Below are 19,675 nucleotides of genomic sequence, written 5' to 3' on the forward strand. Positions count from 1 at the left end.
CGCTCAGACGCCGCGCGACGGCAGGAGTGCGCGGAGATAGGCGTCGTTCATGGTCTTGCGGCGACGCTTGGAGCCGACGAGCTTCGCTGCACCCTTCGTCGGGCGGAAGAACGAGCGCACGACGATCCAGACGGAGTCGTCCTCGCGCTGTTCGATCGTGAAGGACTGCTCGCCGCTCTCCGGATCGCCTTCCATCGTGCCGATCGCCAGGCTCACGTGACCCGGCTCCTCGGTGACGGAGATGACGCGATGCGGCCCGACGAGCGGTTCCCCGCCGACGGTGCCGGCGAAGACGACCGTCGTGCCCGGCGTGATGAACGGCGTGCCGTCCTCGGCGAAGCGCTGCTCCTCGTGCGTCTCGATGGGTTCCAGCGGCGTACCGTCCTCGGCGAAGGCGATGCCGCCGTACTGCACGCCCGTGCCGGGGTGCACCTCGGAGATCTCCACGCCGCTCGAGCGGTGCAGTCCCCAGGTGAGGAGGGCGCTGCTCGCGAGGGCGAACCGCTCCTCACCGCTCCCGAGGCGGAACTCGTCCTCCGACGGCACGTAGCCCTCCGGCGGGTACTGCATGAGGTCGGTGCGCTGGGTGGCACCGACGGCCGCGTAGTCGACCGCCTCGTCCTCGAACGAACTGCGTCGTGCGTTCACTTCTTGTCCTTCGTCTCCACGTCCCCGGAGAGCGCTGCGATGAACGCTTCCTGAGGCACCTCGACCTTGCCGACCATCTTCATCCGCTTCTTGCCCTCCTTCTGCTTCTCGAGGAGCTTGCGCTTGCGGGTGATGTCACCGCCGTAGCACTTGGCCAGGACGTCCTTGCGCATGGCACGGACCGACTCGCGGGCGATGATCCGCGCACCGATGGCGGCCTGGATCGGCACCTCGAACTGCTGGCGCGGGATGAGCTTCTTCAGGCGCTCGGTCATGAGCACGCCATAGGCGTACGCCTTCTCGCGGTGGACGATGGCGCTGAACGCGTCGACCTGGTCGCCCTGCAGCAGGATGTCGACCTTCACGAGATCGGCGGCCTGCTGACCGGAGGGCTCGTAGTCCAGCGACGCATACCCCTGCGTGCGGCTCTTCAGGTGGTCGAAGAAGTCGAAGACGATCTCACCGAGCGGCATCGTGTACCGCAGCTCGACGCGGTCCTCGCCGAGGTACTCCATACCGAGCAGTGCACCTCGACGGCTCTGGCAGAGCTCCATGATGGTGCCGACGTAGTCCTTGGGGGCGAGGATGCCCACCTTGACCATCGGCTCCGACACCTCGAGGATCTTGCCGGAGGGGAACTCGCTGGGGTTCGTGACGGTGACGACCTGCTTGTCCTCCGTCTTCACCTCGTAGGTGACCGACGGCGCGGTGGCGATGAGGTCGAGGTCGAACTCGCGCTGCAACCGCTCGGTCACGATCTCGAGGTGGAGCAGGCCGAGGAAGCCGACGCGGAAGCCGAATCCGAGGGCGACGGAGGTCTCCGGCTCGTAGTTGAGCGAGGCGTCGGAGAGCTTCAGCTTGTCGAGCGCGTCGCGGAGGATCGGGTAGTCGCTGCCGTCGATCGGGTACAGACCGGAGAAGACCATCGGCTTCGGGTCGGTGTAGCCCGGGAGGGCGTCGGTCGCCGGCTTCACCGCGGTCGTGACGGTGTCGCCGACCTTCGACTGCCGGACGTCCTTCACGCCCGTGATGAGGTAGCCCACCTCACCGACGCCGAGGCCCTTCGTGGGCGTCGGCTCCGGCGAGCTGACGCCGATCTCGAGGAGGTCGTGCACCGCGCGCGTCGACATCATCTGGATGCGCTCACGCGGACTCAGCTGGCCGTCGATCATGCGGACGTAGGTGACGACGCCACGGTAGGTGTCGTAGACGGAGTCGAAGATCATGGCACGCGTGGGTGCGTCCGGGTCGCCCACCGGGTTCGGGATGCGGCCGACGACGCGGTCGAGGAGTTCCTCGACACCCATACCGGTCTTGCCGGACACCCGCAGGACGTCTTCGGGCTTGCCGCCGATGAGGCTCGCGAGCTCCTTCGCGTACTTGTCGGGGTCGGCCGCCGGGAGGTCGATCTTGTTGAGCACCGGGATGATCTCGAGGTCGTTCTCGAGGGCGAGGTAGAGGTTCGCGAGTGTCTGCGCCTCGATGCCCTGTGCGGCGTCGACGAGGAGGATCGCACCCTCGCAGGCGGCGAGCGACCGCGAGACCTCGTAGGTGAAGTCGACGTGCCCGGGGGTGTCGATCATGTTGAGCGCGAAGGTCTCACCGTTGAGCGACCATGGCATGCGCACGGCCTGGCTCTTGATGGTGATGCCGCGCTCGCGCTCGATGTCCATGCGGTCGAGGTACTGCGCCCGCATGTCGCGGTCCGAGACGACGCCGGTGATCTGCAGCATGCGGTCCGCCAGGGTCGACTTGCCGTGGTCGATGTGGGCGATGATGCAGAAGTTCCGGATGAACGCCGGGTCGGTCGATGCCGGCTCGAGGGCCTTCACTGCTTGGGGGCTCACGCGTTCCTCGGGGTCAGGGGTGGAATCGGGCAACCCTCATTGTCCCACGGCGGGGAGCACCCGTGCTGCGGTACCCTGGATTGCCAGAACTCAGCCCGACTGGTAATGTTGCCTGTTGGCTTGCGTGTGAGTTGAGACCACACGAGAACTCGCTTGAAGACGCCCTCTTCCGTCCGACGGCACCGAACATCATTTCCTCGAACCGAAAGTTGACCCAACGTGGCAAACATCAAGTCGCAGATCAAGCGCATCGGCACCAACAAGAAGGCCAACGAGCGCAACAAGGCCGTCAAGAGCCAGCTGAAGACCGCCATCCGCGCAACCCGTGAGGCCGTCGTCGCCGGCGACAAGGCTCAGGCTGAGTCCGCACTCAAGCTCGCCTCGAAGAAGCTCGACAAGGCCGTGAGCAAGGGCGTCATCCACGAGAACCAGGCAGCGAACCGCAAGTCGGCCATCGCCAAGCAGGTCAACGCGCTCTAAGCGACACCAGCTGCAAGGCCCCGGCGTTCCTCGGAACGTGCGGGGCCTTTCGCGTCCCCGCTCGGTTCCTGAGCTTGTCGAAGGGCCGCCCGCCGCCACGGCCAGCTCGGCGGGCTACCGCTCCGACAGATCGACCCCGCGTGCAGCGATGACGCCGACGAGCCGCTCGAGCGCGAACACCGGGTCGCGGCTCGCGCCCTTCACGCCGGCGTCGGTCTCGGCGAGCATCTGCACTACGCGGCCGATGCCGGCGTCCGTCCAGCCGGACAGGTCCCGACGGGCGCGGTCGACCTGCCACGGCGCGAGGCCGAACTGCTGCGCGATCTGCCCGGACCCGCCGCGTGCCGACGACACCTTGGCCATCGTGCGGATCTTCATCGCGAACGCGGCGACGATCGGCACGGGGTCGGCACCCGAGTCGAGCGCCTGCCGCAGGGCGAGCAGCGCTTCCCCGTGTCGTCCGGCGATCGCGGCGTCGGCGACGTCGAACGCGCTCGTCTCGAGACGACCGCCGTAGTACTTGTTGACCGTCTGCTCGGTGATCTCCTCCGACGCGTCGGCTATGAGCTGACTGCACGCGGCAGCGAGCTCGGCGAGGTCGTCGGAGAAGGCGCCGACGAGTGCACGGAGCGCCTGGGGCGTGATGCGACGACCCGCCGTCTTGAACTCAGCCGCGGCGAAGTCGGCCTTGTCGCTGTCCCGCTTGAGTTCGGTGCAGACGATCTCGACACCGCCACCGGTGCCTGAGCGGATGGCGTCGAGCAGCTTCTTGCCGCGCACGCCTCCGTTGTGCCTCAGCACGAGGTAGGCGCCCTCCGGCGGTGCTTCGAGATACCGGATGGCTTCGGTGAGGAACTGGTCGGAACACTTTTCGACCTGGCTGACGCGGACGAGCCGGGGCTCACCGAAGAGCGACGGGCTCGCGACCGTGAGCAGCTCCCCCGGGGCGTAGCTGTCGGCGGCGACGTCGTTGACCTCGAGCGAGGGGTCTTCGGAGACGAGGAAGTCGCGCAGCCGACGGATCGCCCGGTCGGCGAGGAAGGACTCCGTGCCGGACACCAACACGATCGGCGCCGGGCGGATCTCGGACCAGCCGAGCTGCGGGATCGCCGCCGAGGCCTTGGCCGCCGTCTTGGCCTTGCCGCGACCGGCGGAACGTGGTGCAGCCACAGCGGCTCCTCTCGACCGTCCGAGTCTACCGGCGACCGCCGACGCCAGACGGGTCGGGGACGGCAGCTCACCCGCCGCGCTCCGACCACACGCGGAACCCGCCGTCGTCGCCCGGGCCGAGGACGATGATGCCCGACTCGTCCGTGCGGAGGACCTCGGCCCCGGTGGCCTCGTACAGCTCGAGCGCTGAACGCGTCGGATGCCCGTAGCCGTTGTCGGCCCCGACGGAGACGAGCGCAACCGTCGCGCCCACCCGGCGCGCCAAGCGGTCACTCTGATCGGCGGAACCGTGATGCGACACCTTGACGATGTCGACCGCGTCCCCGAGCGCGTGCCGACCGAGCAGCCGGTCCTGCGCTTCCTCGCCGAGGTCGCCGAGCAGCAGCACCGATGCGGCGAGGAGGTCGAATCGGACCACCACGCTCGCGTCGTTCCCCGGTTCGACGCCACCTGCCGCGGGGTCCGGCCACAGGACGCGCCACGGTGCCGCGCTCTCCGGGACCCCCAGCACCCCCTGGTCCCCGGCGCCGGCCTGTCGCACCTCCGCACCGGCCGCTCGGAGCACTCGGGCGATGCGCTCGTCCTCCGGGTCGTCGACCGGCCCGAGCAGCACCTCGTCGACCCTGCCGACGACCGCGTCGAGGCCTCCGACGTGGTCGAGGTCGTAATGGGTGAGGACGAGCAGTTCGATGCGAGACACCCCGAGTTCGTCCAAGCACGCGCGGAGCGGTTCGGGGTCAGGCCCGACGTCGACCAGGGCGGTGGCGCCGCCCTGTCGCAGGAGGACCGCGTCTCCCTGACCGACGTCGCAGGCGGCCACGATCCAGTCGCCCGGCCGGTGCAGGGCCGGCCCGAGTCCGTCCCCGACCGCCCGACCGCACAGTGCCACGAGCGCCACGACCACCGCCACCCCGATCGTCCTCGACCACCTCGGGGGCAGGTCCCGACGGAACAGCAGGAGCGTGGCGATCAAGACGGTCGGCACGGTGACGAGCACGACGCCCAGCGGCCCCTCCGGCCACGGCACCCGCGCAGCAGGGACGCCCTCGAACCACCGGGCCACCGCTGCGATCCAGGTCGCCGGCACCCACCCGAGCCACGCGACGAGCCATGCGAGTGGTGGTGCGAACGGGACCAGCAGGCAGGCGAGCAGCCCGAGCATGGTCGCGGGCGCTGCGGCCGGGCCCGCGAGCAGGTTCGCGGGGACACCGCCGAGCTGGATCGCGGGGTCGAGGAGGACGAGCATCGGCTGGCAGGCGAGCTGGGCGGCTGCCGGGATCGCGATGAGGGCCGCGATCCCTCGCGGCAGCCACCTGCCCAGCAGGTCCGTGAGGGGTCCGCTCAGGAGCAGCAGACCACTGGTGGCGAGCACCGAGAGCCCGAACCCGTACTGCCCGGCCAGCCAAGGGTCGGCGACGAGGAGGACGACCACCGCCAACGACAGCGCGGCGAGGCCCCTGATCGGCCGCCCGAAGCCGCCCACCACCAGGACGAAGGCGGCCATGAGAGCCGCCCGCTGCACGCTCGGTTGGGGCGTCACGAGGACCACGAAGGCGACGAGGCACAGCAGGGCACAAGAGATCCTGAGCTTCCGCCCGCCGCCGAGTGCCGCGACCGCGGTGCTGACGAGCCACACGATGACCGCACAGTTCGCTCCGGACACGGCCGTCAGATGCGAGAGTGAACTGCGCTGCATCGACTCCGTGACCGCGTCACTCACCTGACTCACATCGCCGATCGCGAGGCCGGGCAGCAGTTCCCCACCCGGGCCGGGCAAGGTGGACGCGAGCCCGACGAGGCCGGAACGGAGCGACGCCGACCAGTCGAGGATCGCCGGCGGCTCCCCCAGCAGCTCGGGTTCCTCCCGTGCGAAGAGCAGCGCTGCCCGCGCATCACCCGGCGCGTTCCATCGGAGCGAGCCGTCGACGCGCCAGCGCTCGCCGATCCTCGGCGCCCGATCCGCCGGCACCGGCGCGAACACGAGGACCGGGACCGAGAGGTGCTCCAGGATGCTCTGGTCTCCACTGGCCGTCACGAGGTCGGCAGCGAAGCGGATGCCGGATCCCGTCGTGACCGAACCGGTGGGCACGGCGTCGCCGGTCACCACGACCTCGGCATCCACTGGAGCGTTTCCGAGCGCTTGCAGCGCCTCCGGCTGCCGGTCAGGCGCGCGTGCGGCGATCGAGGCCGCGACCATGCCGAACAGCGCCGCGGCGCACGCGCACAGCAGGAGTGTCGTGATGACGACAGACCCTGTCCGACGCTCCCCCGGGCGATACTCCGCACGGCGACGCCGGACGACCGTGCTGCACCCGAGGCAGGCGGAGGCGACGAGGAACGCGACCAGTACCCCACCCCAGGCCAGCGTTGGAGCCGCGCTGCAGACGGCCGCACCGACCCAGGAGACCGCCGCCGGGATGAGCAGGCGCGGGAACCGCATCGCGCTCTCACCTCGCCCGGATGTCGGTCCGGTGGCCGCGTCTGCGGTCACACCGTCGCCGCCGCGCGAAGCCCCTCGAGGGTCTTCGCGCCGATGCCTTCGACCGCGCTCAGGTCGTCGAGGGTGGCGAACGGTCCGTTCGCCTCCCGCCAGGCGACGATGCGTGCGGCCAGGGCCTCTCCGATCCGCGGGAGTGCGGTGAGTTCTGCCGCGGATGCCGTGTTCACGTTGACGAGCTGCGAGCCGGAGGGACTCCCGGCAGCCGACCCGTTCGCGCCTCCGCCAGGTGGCACCTCGCCGACCACCGGGACGTACAGTTGCTCGCCGTCGTTCACGAACCGTGCGAGGTTCACGGCACTGGTGTCCGCTTCCGGTAGGAGGCCGCCGGCGGACGCCACCGCATCGAACGCACGTGATCCGTCCGGCAGCCGGTAGACACCAGGGGCCGCGACCGCTCCGAGCACGTGGATGAAGAGCTCCCCCGTCGCCGAGCCGGCAGGTGCGGTCGCTCCCGGTGTCGCGACAGGCATGGGGCTCCCCTCAGCCGACAACTCCGCCCCACCGATGGTCCGCACCGCCCCGCCTGAGCTGAACAGCGAGACGAGGATGGCGACCACGAGCGCCGCGATCACCAGCACCACGACGGCCCCGGCACGGAACTCCGGGCGCGGTAGCTCACCGAGCAGACGGCGCGTCGACGAACGCGTGGATGGCACCGGGCGGGACGTGGGTTCCGGTTCGATGGTCATCCTCGAACGCTACGAGCCCGGACACCCCGCAGCACCCGAGCGGGCCCGATACTGCTGCCGATCCGCTTGCAACCTCCCCTGTGGAGCGCATTTGAGCGGACCGCCAACTGATGCTCACCCCCGGTCCAACCTCGCGGCAACCCCCTCATGCCGTCGAATCGTCAGGCCGAGGCCTGCGAACGGGCCCGCCTGCAGAAAGGCTAGACGAGCTTCGTCTTCAGTTGCTCAATTACCGGCACTCTCCTAATGATTTCAAACGCCTCGATACCGCGAAATGATTTGTCCTGTACCGCCCGAATGCCCACTGACCGATCAATCTCGGACAAGAACCGGCAAAACTCTCGGCCTCGGAGAGTCAGCGGGGCCATAAACTGACCCACAAGACCCCGATCCCAGTCACGATTGAATTCATCGAAGTCAACGCGTACAAGATCCTGCGCAGTCAGGAAAATGACATAATCACGCAAGAAATCGTATTCGATTCCCCCGAGACCTAGCCCGAACTCAGACTGTTCATGGGCAAGCTTGGCTCCAGCAAGCTCCATGACTAGGTCCACACCAAAATATACGCTATTACCAAGGTTCATCAATCCGTGAAGAAACAAATCCAAAAAATCTATCGGCATCCCGGAGGAAGGGCTCTTTCGCGCAATCGCTTCAGCAGCAAGCGACGCCATGGTCATCGGGGTTGCCGGAAGTGGCCCGACCAATCCCAGAATGATCCGGACGCAGTTGGCGTTGAACTGGTTCGCTTTCGGCACGCTAATGACAGACTCACCTCTCCGAAGAGAGTCGCGCGCATCTACCCAATATGTCTCGTCCGTGGCGTCATTATGCAAAACAAGAATCACGGGCAGCGGGGAACGTTCCCAGTAGCCCTTGTGTTTCGCTGCCGGATAATAGGGAACCTTGTCAGCCGAAGCGCCCCTGAAATAGGAGGATCCCGACTTGACCTGCACGAAAACCATACGCCCTGTCGCCTGACCACCTTCGTTGACATGCTCCATCTGACCGTCGATACCGACATCCATGCTGACGGTCTCACGCCAGATACATCGTGCGCTATTGACTTCTTTAGCCACACGTAGAACACCTTCGCGCTCAGTGAAAACATCATCGTTGACGAGAGGCAGGCCGTTATACATGCTCTCCAGTATGCACTGAGCTGAACGAGACGACTGCACCCACGCTCCCTATTCGGTCACATTTCGACGATGATCTACAGCCAGAATAATCAACGGTCTCGAGACTGACAGCTTGGCTGCCCAACTGGCGCCGCAATTTGAGAATCGGTGGCGAAGAGGGCGGCTCGCCATAGTACAGTGCGGGATCGCCACACAGTCCGTAATCGAGCGCTTGCTCAGTGCGCGAGCGAGGCCTCTACAGGTAATCGAACCCCTCATAGCGACGCCATGGACACCGGACACGCCGCGACCGCACCTGTGGAGCGCGGTTGACACGCGCGTCGAGGCCTGACGTCCAGCCCCGGCCCCCACCTCGCGGCGCAGAGCCCTGCTACCGTCGAGTCTCCGGCGGGGGCCGGTGAAACGGGGGCAGCATGCAGGCGAAGTCACGTCGACAGGTTTGGCTGACGGCGATCCTCATCGCCGCGGCGCTGGTGCTGGACGTCTCCATGCACCTGTATCCGCTTCGGCTCATGATCCTGGACTTCGAACGAATCGATGGCGCCGGAGTCCCGTCTGCAGAGGCAATGCGGTTCCCGGAAGGCACCGCGCTGCTGAGCGCGCGCAGCGAATGCGCGAACGGCGGGTGCTAGTCACTCTTCACCGTGCGACCCCCAGCGGGCGCCGACCGAGTGGCCTTCGAGGAGATCTATCTCGTCGATCGTGGCCGGATGGACGGCACCCTGTGGGATCCGAGGCCGATCACCGTGTCGGCGGAGGAGTTCGGCAACGATGTCTGGGTCGTGCGCGGAGACTACTGGAGCGATTCATCGTGGCGGCCGAGCATCTGAACGTCAACGCGCGCAGTTCGTGCCGCACGCGTTAAGACTCGATGGGTGCCGGACATGTCATCAGTGACGGTGTTCACTCGAGGGGGTTTCCATGGATGATCTTGACGCACAGATACAACGATCCGCGCCGCGCGCTTTCGGAGAGGATGCGGAAGCCGCCGAGTGCGCTCGTCTCGTGGCCCAGGAGGCTGCGTTCCGAGCACGACCTTCCGGTGTGAGATCCCGATACAAGCGCTACCTCAGCATCCTGGGTTTGACTGCCGGACTCATCACGGTCGGCGTGAGTGCTGCGGCGGCGGCCCCCGCGGTCTTCGACTGGGTTGGATGGGCGCCTGAAGCCACGGTGCAACGATCGTTCGACATCGGCGAGGACGGCGCGGTGTGTCAGCTCGTTGCGCGAGTGGTCCCCGAATACCGGAGCATCAGCACGGCTGAGGCCGATCGCCGCACGCAAGAAGCCCGCGTCTTCCTGACCGACTACGACTGGGACAGGGTCGTCGCTTCGATCACCACAGCCGACATCGACGCAGCGCTCGCCATCGAACAGGCTCGACGCGCGGAACTGACAACGAGCGCCGAGGCAAATGGAACCACACCGCCACCAGCTGCAACCCCGGAATCCGTAGCCGGAAACCTGATGGCGACGAAGATCTTCGATGCATTCGAGAAGGCTGGCTTCCTGCGAACCGGGACCTCGATCGACGTCGCCGGCGACTGTGGCGAGACCGCGGAGGATGCGCAGTGACCGACGCGAAACGTCGCGCCCGCCAGGAACGACTGGAGACACTTCACCAGGACAACGCGGCCGATGTGCTGTCGTTCCTCGGCCGACGGGTCGCGACCCCGGCAGACGCCGCCGATGCGCTGAGCGAGACCTTCATCGCGGCATGGAGACACATCGACCGCATGCCAGCGGACCCCGTACAGGCGCGGATGTGGCTCTTCGGCGTCGCACGGCGTGTGGCGTCGAATGCCCGCCGCAGCTCTGATCGCAGGGACGCGCTCACCGCTCGTCTGGGCGAACACCTCGAAACGCTCCAGCCGACGCAGACGGATGACACCACCGAATCCGTGCTGGCGGCGATCTCCGAGCTCCCTCGGAACCAAGCAGAACTGATCAAACTCGTGCTGTGGGACGGGTTCACGGTCATCGAGGCAGCAAGCATCGTCGGTGTGCGTGAGTCGACTGCCCGTGGCCGATACCAGCGCGCGCGTCTGCGTCTCCGCCAGCTGTTGCGGGATCCGGGAGAGCAGGACGTGCGCGTTCGCGTCCCGCTCGAGAAATCAGCCGCGCCTGTCGACCATTGATCGAGGACGTCTGCCTGTCGATTCCCTCGACCTCCGACTGCAGCGGATCCATCCGTTGAGGGCGATCAAGCCGCTCTGGCTGGCTCGGCCCGCTCTCGTGTCGAAGATCGCCCGAACCAGATCCACAGGGGGCGAGCCGTGGCGAGGATGAGCACCGCGAACAGGCTCTGATTGATGACGCCGAACCACGAGAGTCCACCGAGCAGAACGAAGACGGTCCAGTTCACGGCGATGTCGGCGACGATCACCGTGATTCCGAGCACGATGCCGGCGCGCCGTCGAAGGATGATCAGCACAGCGGTGATGGGGTCGAAGACCGTGAGCGTCACCCAGAACAGCCGGACGCCGGGCGGGAAGCCGCCGTAGACGTCCAACCCGCCGAGAATCAGATCCGCGGTGTGCGTGGTCGTTCCGATCAGGAAGCCGATCACCCACAGGATCTGGAAGACGCGGAGCGTTCGTACTGATGGGGCGAGAGCGGGCACCCGGTCATGCTACCGAGGAAGCACAGGCAACCGGGCGGGACGCGATCCGAGAACACCCTGCCGTCGGATGGCACACGGAGTCCGACTCGATGATCGTGCCCGAGCGCTACGCGCGTGTTCGGGACGGGCCGCAGGGCCCGCCCCGAACCGCATCAGCCCTTCGTGGCGATGCTCACCACGCGCGGGGCACGCACCACGACGTTGACGATCTCGCGGTCGCCCACGGAACGCTGCACAGCCGCACTCGCGCGTGCGAGCTGCTCGAGTTCCTCGCCGGAGATCTTCGGCGACACCTCGAGCCGGTCGCGGACCTTGCCGTCGACCTGCACCACCGCGGTCACCTGGTCCTCGACCAACAGCGACCGGTCGGCCTTCCGCCACGGCACCAGCGAGATCGACGGCTGGTAGCCGAGCTTCGCCCACATGTCCTCGGCGGTGAACGGTGCGAAGAGGTCGAGCGCCATGGCCGTCACCTCGGCGGACTCGCGCACGGCGGGGTCGCCCGCGCCGGGCCCGGCGTCGATCGCCTTCCGCGTCGCGTTGACGAGCTCCATGAGCCGTGCCACGACGACGTTGAACTTGCCCGCCTCGATGAGCCCGGGAGCTTCCGCGAGGAAGTGATGCGTGACCTTCCGCAGCTTCTCGTCGCCGTCCTTCCAGGCGACGTCGGGCGAGCTGGTGACGTCGTGCGCGACCCGCCAGGCGCGTGCCAGGAACTTGGCCGAACCGGCCGGCGAGACGTCCGCCCAGTCGATGTCGTCCTCCGGCGGACCGGCGAACGCCATCGTGACGCGCAGGGCGTCGGCGCCGTACGACCGCAGCTCCTGGGCGAACTCCACCAGGTTGCCCTTGCTCTTGCTCATCTTCGAACCGTCGAGGATGACCATGCCCTGGTTGAGGAGCGCGCTGAAGGGCTCGGTGAAGCCGACCTTGCCGAGGTCGAACAGGACCTTCGTGATGAACCGTGAGTAGAGCAGGTGCAGGATCGCGTGCTCGACACCGCCGACGTACTGGTCGACCGGGGCCCACTTGTCGGCCTCCTTCGGGTCGAACGCGATCTCGTCGGAGGTCGGGTTCAGGAACCGGAGGAAGTACCACGAGCTGTCGACGAAGGTGTCCATCGTGTCGGAGTCGCGCTTCGCAGGCTTCCCGCACGACGGGCAGTCCACGTTGATCCAGTCCTCAGCCGCAGCGAGCGGGCTCATGCCCCTCGGACGCAGGTCGAGACCCGCGGCATCCGGCAGCCGCACGGGGAGCTGGTCCTCGGGGACCGGCACCTCCCCACAGGCGTCGCAGTGGATGATCGGGATCGGCGTGCCCCAGTAGCGCTGTCGCGAGATGAGCCAGTCGCGGAGGCGGTAGTTCTTCGTCTTCGCGCCGAGGCCGCTCGATGCGAGCGCAGCCGTGACCTTCGGGATCGCGTTCGCCTTGCTCAGGCCGTCGAAGGGGCCGGAGTTCGTCAGGCGACCGTCGCCCGTCAGCGCGACACCAGTCTTAGCGGGATCGATCGACGGGAGGTCCTCCGGCAGCTCACCGTCGACGATGATCGGGATGGCACCGGTGACGGGCTGGGTGGTGTCCACCACGACGCGCACGGGCAGGTCGAACGCCCGCGCGAAGTCGAGGTCGCGCTGGTCGTGCGCGGGAACCGCCATGATCGCCCCGTGACCGTAGTCGGCCAGGACGTAGTCGGCCGCCCAGATCGGCAGGCGCTCGCCACTCAGCGGGTTGACCGCGTAGCGCTCGAGGAACACGCCGGTCTTCTGGCGGTCGGTCGCGAGCCGCGCGATCTCGCTCTCACCCTTGACGCTGTCGAGGTAGGCCTGGAAGCGTCCCTTGACCTCGTCGGAGGTGTCGGCGACGAGCTCGGCTGCGAGCTCCGAGTCGGGCGCCACGACCATGAACGTCACGCCGTACAGCGTGTCGGGTCGGGTCGTGTACACGGAGACCGGCTCGGCACGACCCTCGATGGAGAACGAGACGTCCGCGCCGTTGGATCGGCCGATCCAGTTCCGCTGCATGCTGAGGACCTTGGCCGGCCAGGTGCCCTCGAGCTGGTTGAGGTCGTCGATCAGGCGGTCCGCGTAGTCGGTGATGCGGAAGTACCACTGGGTGAGCTTCTTCTTCGTCACCTCGGCGCCGCAGCGCTCGCAGTGTCCGTCGACGACCTGCTCGTTCGCGAGCACGGTCTGGTCGTTCGGGCACCAGTTGACGGGGCTCGCCTTGCGGTACGCGAGGCCCTTCTCGAACAGCTGGAGGAACAGCCACTGGTTCCACCGGTAGTACTCGGGGTCGCTCGTGTGGAGCTCGCGGTCCCAGTCGAACGAGGGGCCGTACTGACGGAAGCTGGCCTTCTGCTGCGCGATGTTCGCGTAGGTCCACTCGCGCGGGTCGACACCGCGCTGGATGGCCGCGTTCTCGGCGGGGAGCCCGAACGAGTCCCAGCCGATCGGGTGCAGGACGTTGAAGCCCTGGTGACGCCAGTACCGCGCGACGATGTCGCCGAAACCGAACGCCTCGGCGTGACCCATGTGCAGGTCGCCCGAGGGGTACGGGAACATGTCGAGCACGTACTTGCGCGGACGTTTGTCGGCAGGGTCGCCTGCCGCGAAGGGCTTCAGCTCGTCCCAGACGGGAAGCCACTTCTCCTGGATCGCCTGGAAGTCGTACCGCTCGCCGTCTCGGCGGTCGTCGGTATTGCGCTCGTCTGACACGTCACTCTCAATCACTGCAGGTGCTGGGGGTGGAATCCCGTGGGTTGCTCGCACGGCGCTCGGCCGCAGGATGGACGGGCTGGAGCGCACGGCGGCGCTCCGTCCAACGGTCAAGCCTACCGGGATTCGGCAGGCGGACGTCCGACGCCGAGTGCCGCCAGCGGGGCCGCCGCCTTGGTCCACGTCTCCTCGAGCTCCTCCCGGGCGTCGGACAGCGCCGTGATGCCGCCACCCGTGCCGATCGACGCACCCTGCGCATCGATCACGATCGAGCGGATGACCATGGCGAGGTCCATCGATCCGTCCGCGGACAGCAGGCCGAAGGCACCGGCGTACACCCCGCGGGGTCCCGCTTCGAGGTCGTACAGCAGTTCCATCGCCCGGCGTTTCGGGGCCCCGGTCATCGATCCGGCCGGGAATGCGACCTCGACGACGTCGAGCGCGTCCAGCCCTCCGCGCAACCGTCCTTCGACGGTGCTGACGAGTTGGTGCACCTGCGGGTAGCTCTCGACGTGATGGAGCGCCGTGACCGCGACGGAACCCAGCTCGCAGACTCTGGAGAGGTCGTTCCGCATCAGATCGACGATCATGAGGTTCTCCGCGCGCTCCTTGGGACTCGCGAGCAGATCGGCGCGCTGACGGGCGTCCTCCTCGGGATCGGCACCTCTCGGCCGGGTCCCCTTGATCGGCTTCGTCCGGACGCGGCCGTCGGCCGAGACCTCGAGGAACTGCTCCGGTGACGCGCTCGCGAGACTGATCGAACCGAACCGGAGGAAGCCGCCGTGGTGCGTGGGGCTCGTCCTGCGCAGCCGCAGATAGGTCGCCAGCGGGTCGTGGACCCCGTCGACGCGCAGGTGGTTCGTCAAACACAGCTGGTAGGCGTCCCCACGGGTGATGTGCTCCTGGCACCGCTCGACGAGCCGCACGTATGCGACATCGCTGTGACGGGGCGCGCAGACCCCGCCGGCCGCCTCGGCCACGGGAGGAGGCTCGGTCGCCGTACTCAACCGCTCGACGGTCGTCGCGATCCAGTCGAGATCGTCCGACGAGATCGTCACCGTCCGCGCCGCATGGTCGAACCGCACCTGGTCGTCGAGGCGCAGGAAGAGCGCGTCCGGGGAGGCGGCCGCGTGTGCCGGAACCCCGACGAGACCGGCCCCCGACTCGTAGCCGAACCACCCGACCCAATCGCCCGGGTCGTCGTCGGCACGCACGGTACGGAGGGCGTCGAGCATCGTCGTCCGGTCGACCGAGGCGGCCACCGGGCTGACGCGCTTCACCGTGCCGAGCCGGACGTCCGCCACGAGGCGTTCGGTCCCGCGCCCGATGAGACTGACGCCGGTCCGGGCGCCCTGGCCCGAATCCAACCAGGCAGCCCAGGGCTCGTCAGCGAACACGCGTCGGTAGACGTCCTCCGGCTCGGACCAGGCCGGGAGGAGGACCTGCCGGCGCGCTCCGGTGGATCGCATCAGCCGACGGCCGCGATCGGCGGCGCGACGATCCGAAGGCGACCGGTCACGAGGTCGTCGGGAACCGGCGTGTGCGAGATCACGATGACCGCACGACCCTCGGATCCCGCGACACCGAGCAGGTCCTCGAGCAGGGCGGTCGCGCGCTCGGGATCGACGTTGGCGGTCGGCTCGTCGAGCACGAGCACGGGGAACTCGCGGAGGAGCGCACGGGCGAGGGCGATGCGTTGCGCCTGCCCCCCGGAGACGAGCGCGCCGTGCTCCCCCACCGGGCGGTCGAGCCCGCCGCGCTCGGCGAGCCAGGACGAGAGCCCGACCCGCTCCAGCACGGCCTCGAGCTCAGCGTCGTCGGCCGTGTCCCTGGCGAAGAGGAGGTTCTGGCGGATGTCGGCGTCGAAGAGGAACGGACGCTGCTCGACGAGCCCGACCGACTCGCGCAATGTATCCGGGCGGAGGTCGCGTGCCTCGACGCCGCCGACGCGGTACCCACCCTCGTACTCGAGGAAGCGGACGAGGGCGTGCGCCAGGGTGGTCTTCCCGGCTCCGCTGTCACCTTCGACAAGCAGCCGGTCGCCGGCCGACAGCCGGAAGCTGATCGGTGCGAGCGCCGCCGCCGTGCTCCCGGGCCACCGTGCGCTGAGGTTCTCCGCCTCGAGCATGACGCCGTCGAAGGTCGGCGTGAGGATGCTGCCGGTGTCCTCGTCCGGGATCTCGCGTGGGCGCTCGCTCGGGACCGCGTCCGCCACGCGCTCGGCGCTCGCGACCGCTTCCCGCCAGGCCCCGAAAGCCAGGGGCACCATCGCGCAGACCTCGAACACGGCGAGCGGGACGAGGACGATCACGGTGAGCGCGGGGCCGCCGATCGTTCCCAACGCCGGCATGCCTGCCCAGAGCGCCGCGACGACGGACGCCCCGGAAGCCAGGGAGAGGACGGCGCCGGCAACCCCGGCGCCCGCGGCCCGCCGCACCATCGCGCGCGTGAGTGCCGCGTCGGCATGTTCGATCCGTGCCCGCGCGGCGTCGACCGCGCCGTAGGCGGTCAGCACGTCGAGACCGGTCACGAGTTCGAGCAGGGCTTCCGACAGCGCACCGCGCAGCGGCGCGAGTTCGCGTTCGGCGCGCGCCGCCACCCGGCTCACGAGCAACCACGAGACGAGGAAGGCCGCGACGAGGCAGACCGCGAGCGCGATCCCGGCGGCGGGGAGCAGCGCGGTCGTGAGGATGACGGAGGCTCCGGCGACGACACCCGAGACCACCAGTGGTTGGACGACCCGCAACGGCACGTTCTGCAGCTCGTCCACATCGGTCACCAGGCGGGTGAGGAGGTCGCCCCGACCGGTGAGCTGCAGTCCATCGGGAGCCACCGGGATGACGCGTTCGATCATGCCGGCGCGCAGCTGCGCCAGTTGACGGAATGCGGCGTCGTGGCTGAGCAGGCGTTCGAGGTACCGGAAGGACGCCCGGGCCAGCGCGAATGCGCGCACCCCGACGACGGCGACACCCAGCTCGACGATCGAGGGCTGCTCGGCGGCCTTCGTGATGAGGAACGCGCTCGAAGCGAGGAGGGCGACGGCGGCCCCAGCGGAGAGGATCCCGGCGAGGAGACCAGGGACGAAGCGGCGAGCCGGCGGCTGCGCCAGTCGGATGATCTGTCGGACGCGCTCATCCATGGAGCATCACCTCGTCGTCCTGGACGTGTTCCGACCGCACGCGGATCTCGAGCACGGCATCCGCGTGTTCGACGATCGACGGTCGGTGGGTGATGACGATGACGGCCGCCCCGGCCCGAGCGGCGTCGCGCGCGGCGTCGATGACGAGCTCCTCGGACGCGGCGTCGAGCGCCGAGCTCGGCTCGTCGAGCAGCAGCACCGGCGTTCCAGCATCGACTGGGGTGCGCCGCAGTCGGTACAGGGCCCTAGCGATCGCGATCCGTTGCGCCTGTCCACCGCTCACGCCGTCGCCGACCGCGCCGATGGGGTGTCCGAGCGGCAGCGCGGACAGCCCGAGTGCCGACAACGCCTCGACGATGAGCGCCTCGTCAGGGGCGTCGTCGCCCAGCGCGACGTTGCTGCCGACCGTCCCCGCGATGAGGACCGGACGCTGCGGGGCCCACGACAGCCAGCGTCGTCCGCCGGGCGCGGGCGGCACGCGTCCGCCGTCGTGCAGGATCGATCCGGTGGCGTTCACGAATCCGAGGATCGCCGACGCCATGCTCGTCTTCCCGGCTCCGCTGGCGCCGACGACAGCCGTCACCACGCCGGCCGGGAACGTCGCGTCGAGGTCGTCCAGTACCCGCAGCTCGTCGTACTGCACGCCGAGACCGTCCAGTACCAGGCCAGACGTCCGGCGAGCGGAGTCGCCGACCGTTGCCGAATCGCCGACCTGATCAGGAGCCGACGGCGATTCGCGCACGGCCTTCGCTTCGTCGAGGATCTCGAAGACCTCGTCGGCGGCGGTGACGCCCTCGGCAGCCGCGTGGTAGTTCGCACCGACGTTCCGCAGTGGCAGGAAGGCCTCCGGGGCCAGGATCAGGACGAAGAGCCCCGTTCCGAGGAGGAGCGAGCCGTCGAGAAGCCGCAGGCCGGTGCCGACCGCGACCACGGCGACCGCGAGACTCGACAGCAGCTCGAGGGCGAAGCCGCTCACGAACGAGAACCGCAGGACCTTCATGGTCTCGACGCGGTACTCCTCGGTGACGGTTCGGATCCGCTGCACCTGCCGGTGCTGCCGTCCGAACAGCTTGAGGGTCGCCATGCCCGCGACGAGCTCCAGGAACCCGCGCGACAGGTGGGCCAGGGTCTCCCACTGGCGCCGCTGCACCGCCTGGGTCGCGAATCCGATGAGGATCATGAAGACCGGGATGAGCGGGAGCGTCACGATCACCGTGATGCCGCTGAGCGGGTCCTGGATGAAGATCACCGCCGCGATGATCGGCATGGCGATCGCCGTGAGGATGAGCTGCGGGACATAGCGACCGAAATACGCGTCCAGGGCGTCGAGCCCGCGGCCCGCCACGGTTGTCAGTGCGGCGGAGCTCCGACGCGAGACCCACCCCGGCCCGAGCGTCTCGAACGCGCCCGCGAGGGCCCGCCGCAACTGACTGCGGACGATCGCGGAGCCACGGGCGTTCACCGAGTCGGATGCCAGGACGGTCCCGGCACGCAGCACCACGATGCCGATCAGCAGCCAGAGCGACGGCAGGAGCTCCTCGACCGGATCCCCCGCGATCGACCGGGACACGAGCTGGGCCACGAACCAGGCGAACCCGAGCGTGCAGGCGGTCTGGACGAGCGCGATGACCGCGCCGAGTCCGAGGACCGACCGGGCTCCGCGGGCATAGCGGAGCAGTCGCGGATCGAGGGGGCGCACGATGACAGGTTAGTGCGCGGCGGCTTCGATGTGCTTCCGCGTGATGCGCTTGCGGAACACCCAGTACGTCCATCCCTGGTAGGCGAGGATCAGCGGCAGGAAGATCAGGGCGGTCCACGACATCACCGTGAGGGTGTACTCCGTCGAGGAGGCGTTCGCGATCGTCAGGCTGTTCGCCGGGTCGTTGCTCGCCGGCATCACCGCTGGGAAGAGCGCGGTGAACAGGGTGAGCACGGCCGCGGCGACGGTCACGGCCATGAGCGCGAACGCACGGCCTTCCAGCCCTCGGCTGTTCGCGAACCAGGCGCTGATGAGCGAGACCGCGGCGATGGCCGCGAGGATCAGCACCGGGAGCGAGAAGTGCGCGAGGACGGTCCACCCGAGGAACGACGCGGCGAGGAGGATGGCGACGAGCCCGGCTCGGCTCGCGAGGCGGCGGGCGCGCTCGCGGATGTCGCCCTCGGTCTTCAGCGAGGCGAACACGGCTCCGTGGGCGAAGAAGAGCACGAGCGTCGTGAGACCCCCGAGGATGCCGTACGGGTTGAGCAGGGTGAAGAGCGTGCCGGTGAAGTTGTGGTCGGCATCGAGCGGGACGCCCTGGACGATGTTCGCGAAGGCGACGCCCCAGAGGAAGGCCGGCAGGGCTGAGCCGACGATGATCATGAGGTCGAAGCGCCGCTTCCAGGAGGCTTCCGGCCGCTGGTGCCGGTACTCGAACGACACCCCTCTGATGATGAGCGCGAGCAGGATGAACAGCAGCGGGAGGTAGAAGCCGCTGAACAAGGTCGCGTACCACTCGGGGAACGCGGCGAAGAGGCTCGCCCCGGCGACGATCAGCCAGGTCTCGTTGAGGTCCCAGACCGGCCCGATGGTGTTGATGAGCATCCGGCGGTCGGTCTCGTCCTTCCCGAGGAAGGGGATCGTCATGCCGACGCCGAAGTCGAAGCCGTCGAGGACGAAGTAGCCGACGAACAGTGCGGCGATGATCCAGAACCAGAGAATCGTGAGGTCCATGATGCGC

Annotated in this window: 17 protein-coding genes; 5 read left to right on the forward strand and 12 right to left on the reverse strand. The window is 68.3% G+C overall.

Features of this window, described 5'->3' with window-relative positions:
- Nucleotides 1-3 precede the first annotated feature (3 nt).
- Complete coding sequence (locus tag IFU11_RS02325; protein ID WP_242664435.1) at nucleotides 4-648, reverse strand: DUF1990 family protein; 645 nt, start codon at nucleotides 646-648, stop codon at nucleotides 4-6.
- On the reverse strand, nucleotides 645-2,495 hold the full coding sequence (gene lepA, locus IFU11_RS02330; RefSeq protein WP_079705746.1) for a translation elongation factor 4: 1,851 nt from the start codon (nucleotides 2,493-2,495) through the stop codon (nucleotides 645-647). Before lepA ends, IFU11_RS02325 begins: the two co-directional genes overlap by 4 nt.
- A 219-nt stretch (nucleotides 2,496-2,714) precedes the next feature.
- Between lepA and rpsT the strand changes: the two genes are divergently transcribed.
- Nucleotides 2,715-2,975 carry a 30S ribosomal protein S20 gene (rpsT, locus tag IFU11_RS02335; protein ID WP_064295571.1) on the forward strand — a complete coding sequence of 87 codons (261 nt, stop codon included), beginning with the start codon at nucleotides 2,715-2,717 and terminating at the stop codon, nucleotides 2,973-2,975.
- A 114-nt stretch (nucleotides 2,976-3,089) separates the two neighbouring features.
- Here rpsT and holA read toward each other — a convergent pair whose 3' ends face one another.
- The 4 genes from holA to IFU11_RS02355 form a co-directional block, all read right to left on the reverse strand.
- Nucleotides 3,090-4,145 carry a DNA polymerase III subunit delta gene (gene holA, locus IFU11_RS02340; RefSeq protein ID WP_192018058.1) on the reverse strand — a complete coding sequence of 352 codons (1,056 nt, stop codon included), beginning with the start codon at nucleotides 4,143-4,145 and terminating at the stop codon, nucleotides 3,090-3,092.
- A gap of 67 nt (nucleotides 4,146-4,212) precedes the next feature.
- Nucleotides 4,213-6,585, reverse strand: a complete 2,373-nt coding sequence (locus tag IFU11_RS02345) for a ComEC/Rec2 family competence protein (protein WP_192018059.1) — start codon at nucleotides 6,583-6,585, stop codon at nucleotides 4,213-4,215.
- Between the two features lie 47 nt (nucleotides 6,586-6,632).
- Complete coding sequence (locus IFU11_RS02350; protein ID WP_192018060.1) at nucleotides 6,633-7,334, reverse strand: helix-hairpin-helix domain-containing protein; 702 nt, start codon at nucleotides 7,332-7,334, stop codon at nucleotides 6,633-6,635.
- 200 nt (nucleotides 7,335-7,534) lie between these two features.
- Complete coding sequence (locus tag IFU11_RS02355; RefSeq protein WP_192018061.1) at nucleotides 7,535-8,479, reverse strand: DUF4365 domain-containing protein; 945 nt, start codon at nucleotides 8,477-8,479, stop codon at nucleotides 7,535-7,537.
- A 413-nt stretch (nucleotides 8,480-8,892) separates the two neighbouring features.
- Between IFU11_RS02355 and IFU11_RS02360 the strand changes: the two genes are divergently transcribed.
- From IFU11_RS02360 to IFU11_RS02375, 4 genes are all read left to right on the forward strand, one after another.
- A complete protein-coding gene (locus tag IFU11_RS02360) occupies nucleotides 8,893-9,111 on the forward strand; it encodes a hypothetical protein (protein ID WP_192018062.1) in 219 nt (72 codons plus the stop codon).
- A 12-nt stretch (nucleotides 9,112-9,123) separates the two neighbouring features.
- A complete protein-coding gene (locus tag IFU11_RS02365) occupies nucleotides 9,124-9,309 on the forward strand; it encodes a hypothetical protein (RefSeq protein ID WP_192018063.1) in 186 nt (61 codons plus the stop codon).
- 91 nt (nucleotides 9,310-9,400) lie between these two features.
- Nucleotides 9,401-10,054, forward strand: coding sequence for a hypothetical protein (locus tag IFU11_RS02370; protein WP_192018064.1), 654 nt, complete (start codon nucleotides 9,401-9,403; stop codon nucleotides 10,052-10,054).
- Entirely contained in the window at nucleotides 10,051-10,617 is a 567-nt protein-coding gene (locus IFU11_RS02375; protein ID WP_192018065.1) for an RNA polymerase sigma factor, read from the forward strand. Before IFU11_RS02370 ends, IFU11_RS02375 begins: the two co-directional genes overlap by 4 nt.
- 65 nt (nucleotides 10,618-10,682) lie before the next feature.
- Here IFU11_RS02375 and IFU11_RS02380 read toward each other — a convergent pair whose 3' ends face one another.
- The 6 genes from IFU11_RS02380 to cydB form a co-directional block, all read right to left on the reverse strand.
- Nucleotides 10,683-11,102, reverse strand: coding sequence for a hypothetical protein (locus IFU11_RS02380; RefSeq protein WP_192018066.1), 420 nt, complete (start codon nucleotides 11,100-11,102; stop codon nucleotides 10,683-10,685).
- A 152-nt stretch (nucleotides 11,103-11,254) separates the two neighbouring features.
- Nucleotides 11,255-13,816: a leucine--tRNA ligase gene (leuS, locus tag IFU11_RS02385; RefSeq protein ID WP_192018067.1), complete on the reverse strand. Its 2,562-nt coding sequence runs from the start codon at nucleotides 13,814-13,816 to the stop codon at nucleotides 11,255-11,257.
- A 116-nt stretch (nucleotides 13,817-13,932) separates the two neighbouring features.
- Complete coding sequence (locus IFU11_RS02390) at nucleotides 13,933-15,285, reverse strand: anthranilate synthase component I family protein (RefSeq protein ID WP_192018068.1); 1,353 nt, start codon at nucleotides 15,283-15,285, stop codon at nucleotides 13,933-13,935.
- Nucleotides 15,285-16,955, reverse strand: a complete 1,671-nt coding sequence (gene cydC / locus IFU11_RS02395; protein WP_192018069.1) for a thiol reductant ABC exporter subunit CydC — start codon at nucleotides 16,953-16,955, stop codon at nucleotides 15,285-15,287. The genes IFU11_RS02390 and cydC overlap by 1 nt, the downstream gene beginning before the upstream one ends.
- On the reverse strand, nucleotides 16,948-18,654 hold the full coding sequence (gene cydD / locus IFU11_RS02400) for a thiol reductant ABC exporter subunit CydD (RefSeq protein WP_192018070.1): 1,707 nt from the start codon (nucleotides 18,652-18,654) through the stop codon (nucleotides 16,948-16,950). Before cydD ends, cydC begins: the two co-directional genes overlap by 8 nt.
- Before the next feature lie 9 nt (nucleotides 18,655-18,663).
- Nucleotides 18,664-19,668, reverse strand: coding sequence for a cytochrome d ubiquinol oxidase subunit II (cydB, locus tag IFU11_RS02405; RefSeq protein WP_064295578.1), 1,005 nt, complete (start codon nucleotides 19,666-19,668; stop codon nucleotides 18,664-18,666).
- Nucleotides 19,669-19,675 lie beyond the last annotated feature (7 nt).

Source organism: Plantibacter sp. CFBP 8804 (genome assembly GCF_014841225.1).
GTDB lineage: Bacteria > Actinomycetota > Actinomycetes > Actinomycetales > Microbacteriaceae > Plantibacter > Plantibacter auratus.

What these genes read in the sequence shown, in the direction of transcription:
- cydC (WP_192018069.1), bottom strand. Translation starts at nt 16,955, where the DNA reads ATGGATGAGCGCGTCCGACAGATCATCCGACTGGCGCAGCCGCCGGCT.
- IFU11_RS02350 (WP_192018060.1), bottom strand. Translation starts at nt 7,334, where the DNA reads ATGACCATCGAACCGGAACCCACGTCCCGCCCGGTGCCATCCACGCGT.
- IFU11_RS02370 (WP_192018064.1), top strand. Translation starts at nt 9,401, where the DNA reads ATGGATGATCTTGACGCACAGATACAACGATCCGCGCCGCGCGCTTTC.
- IFU11_RS02355 (WP_192018061.1), bottom strand. Translation starts at nt 8,479, where the DNA reads ATGTATAACGGCCTGCCTCTCGTCAACGATGATGTTTTCACTGAGCGC.
- cydB (WP_064295578.1), bottom strand. Translation starts at nt 19,668, where the DNA reads ATGGACCTCACGATTCTCTGGTTCTGGATCATCGCCGCACTGTTCGTC.
- IFU11_RS02360 (WP_192018062.1), top strand. Translation starts at nt 8,893, where the DNA reads ATGCAGGCGAAGTCACGTCGACAGGTTTGGCTGACGGCGATCCTCATC.
- IFU11_RS02345 (WP_192018059.1), bottom strand. Translation starts at nt 6,585, where the DNA reads ATGCGGTTCCCGCGCCTGCTCATCCCGGCGGCGGTCTCCTGGGTCGGT.
- IFU11_RS02390 (WP_192018068.1), bottom strand. Translation starts at nt 15,285, where the DNA reads ATGCGATCCACCGGAGCGCGCCGGCAGGTCCTCCTCCCGGCCTGGTCC.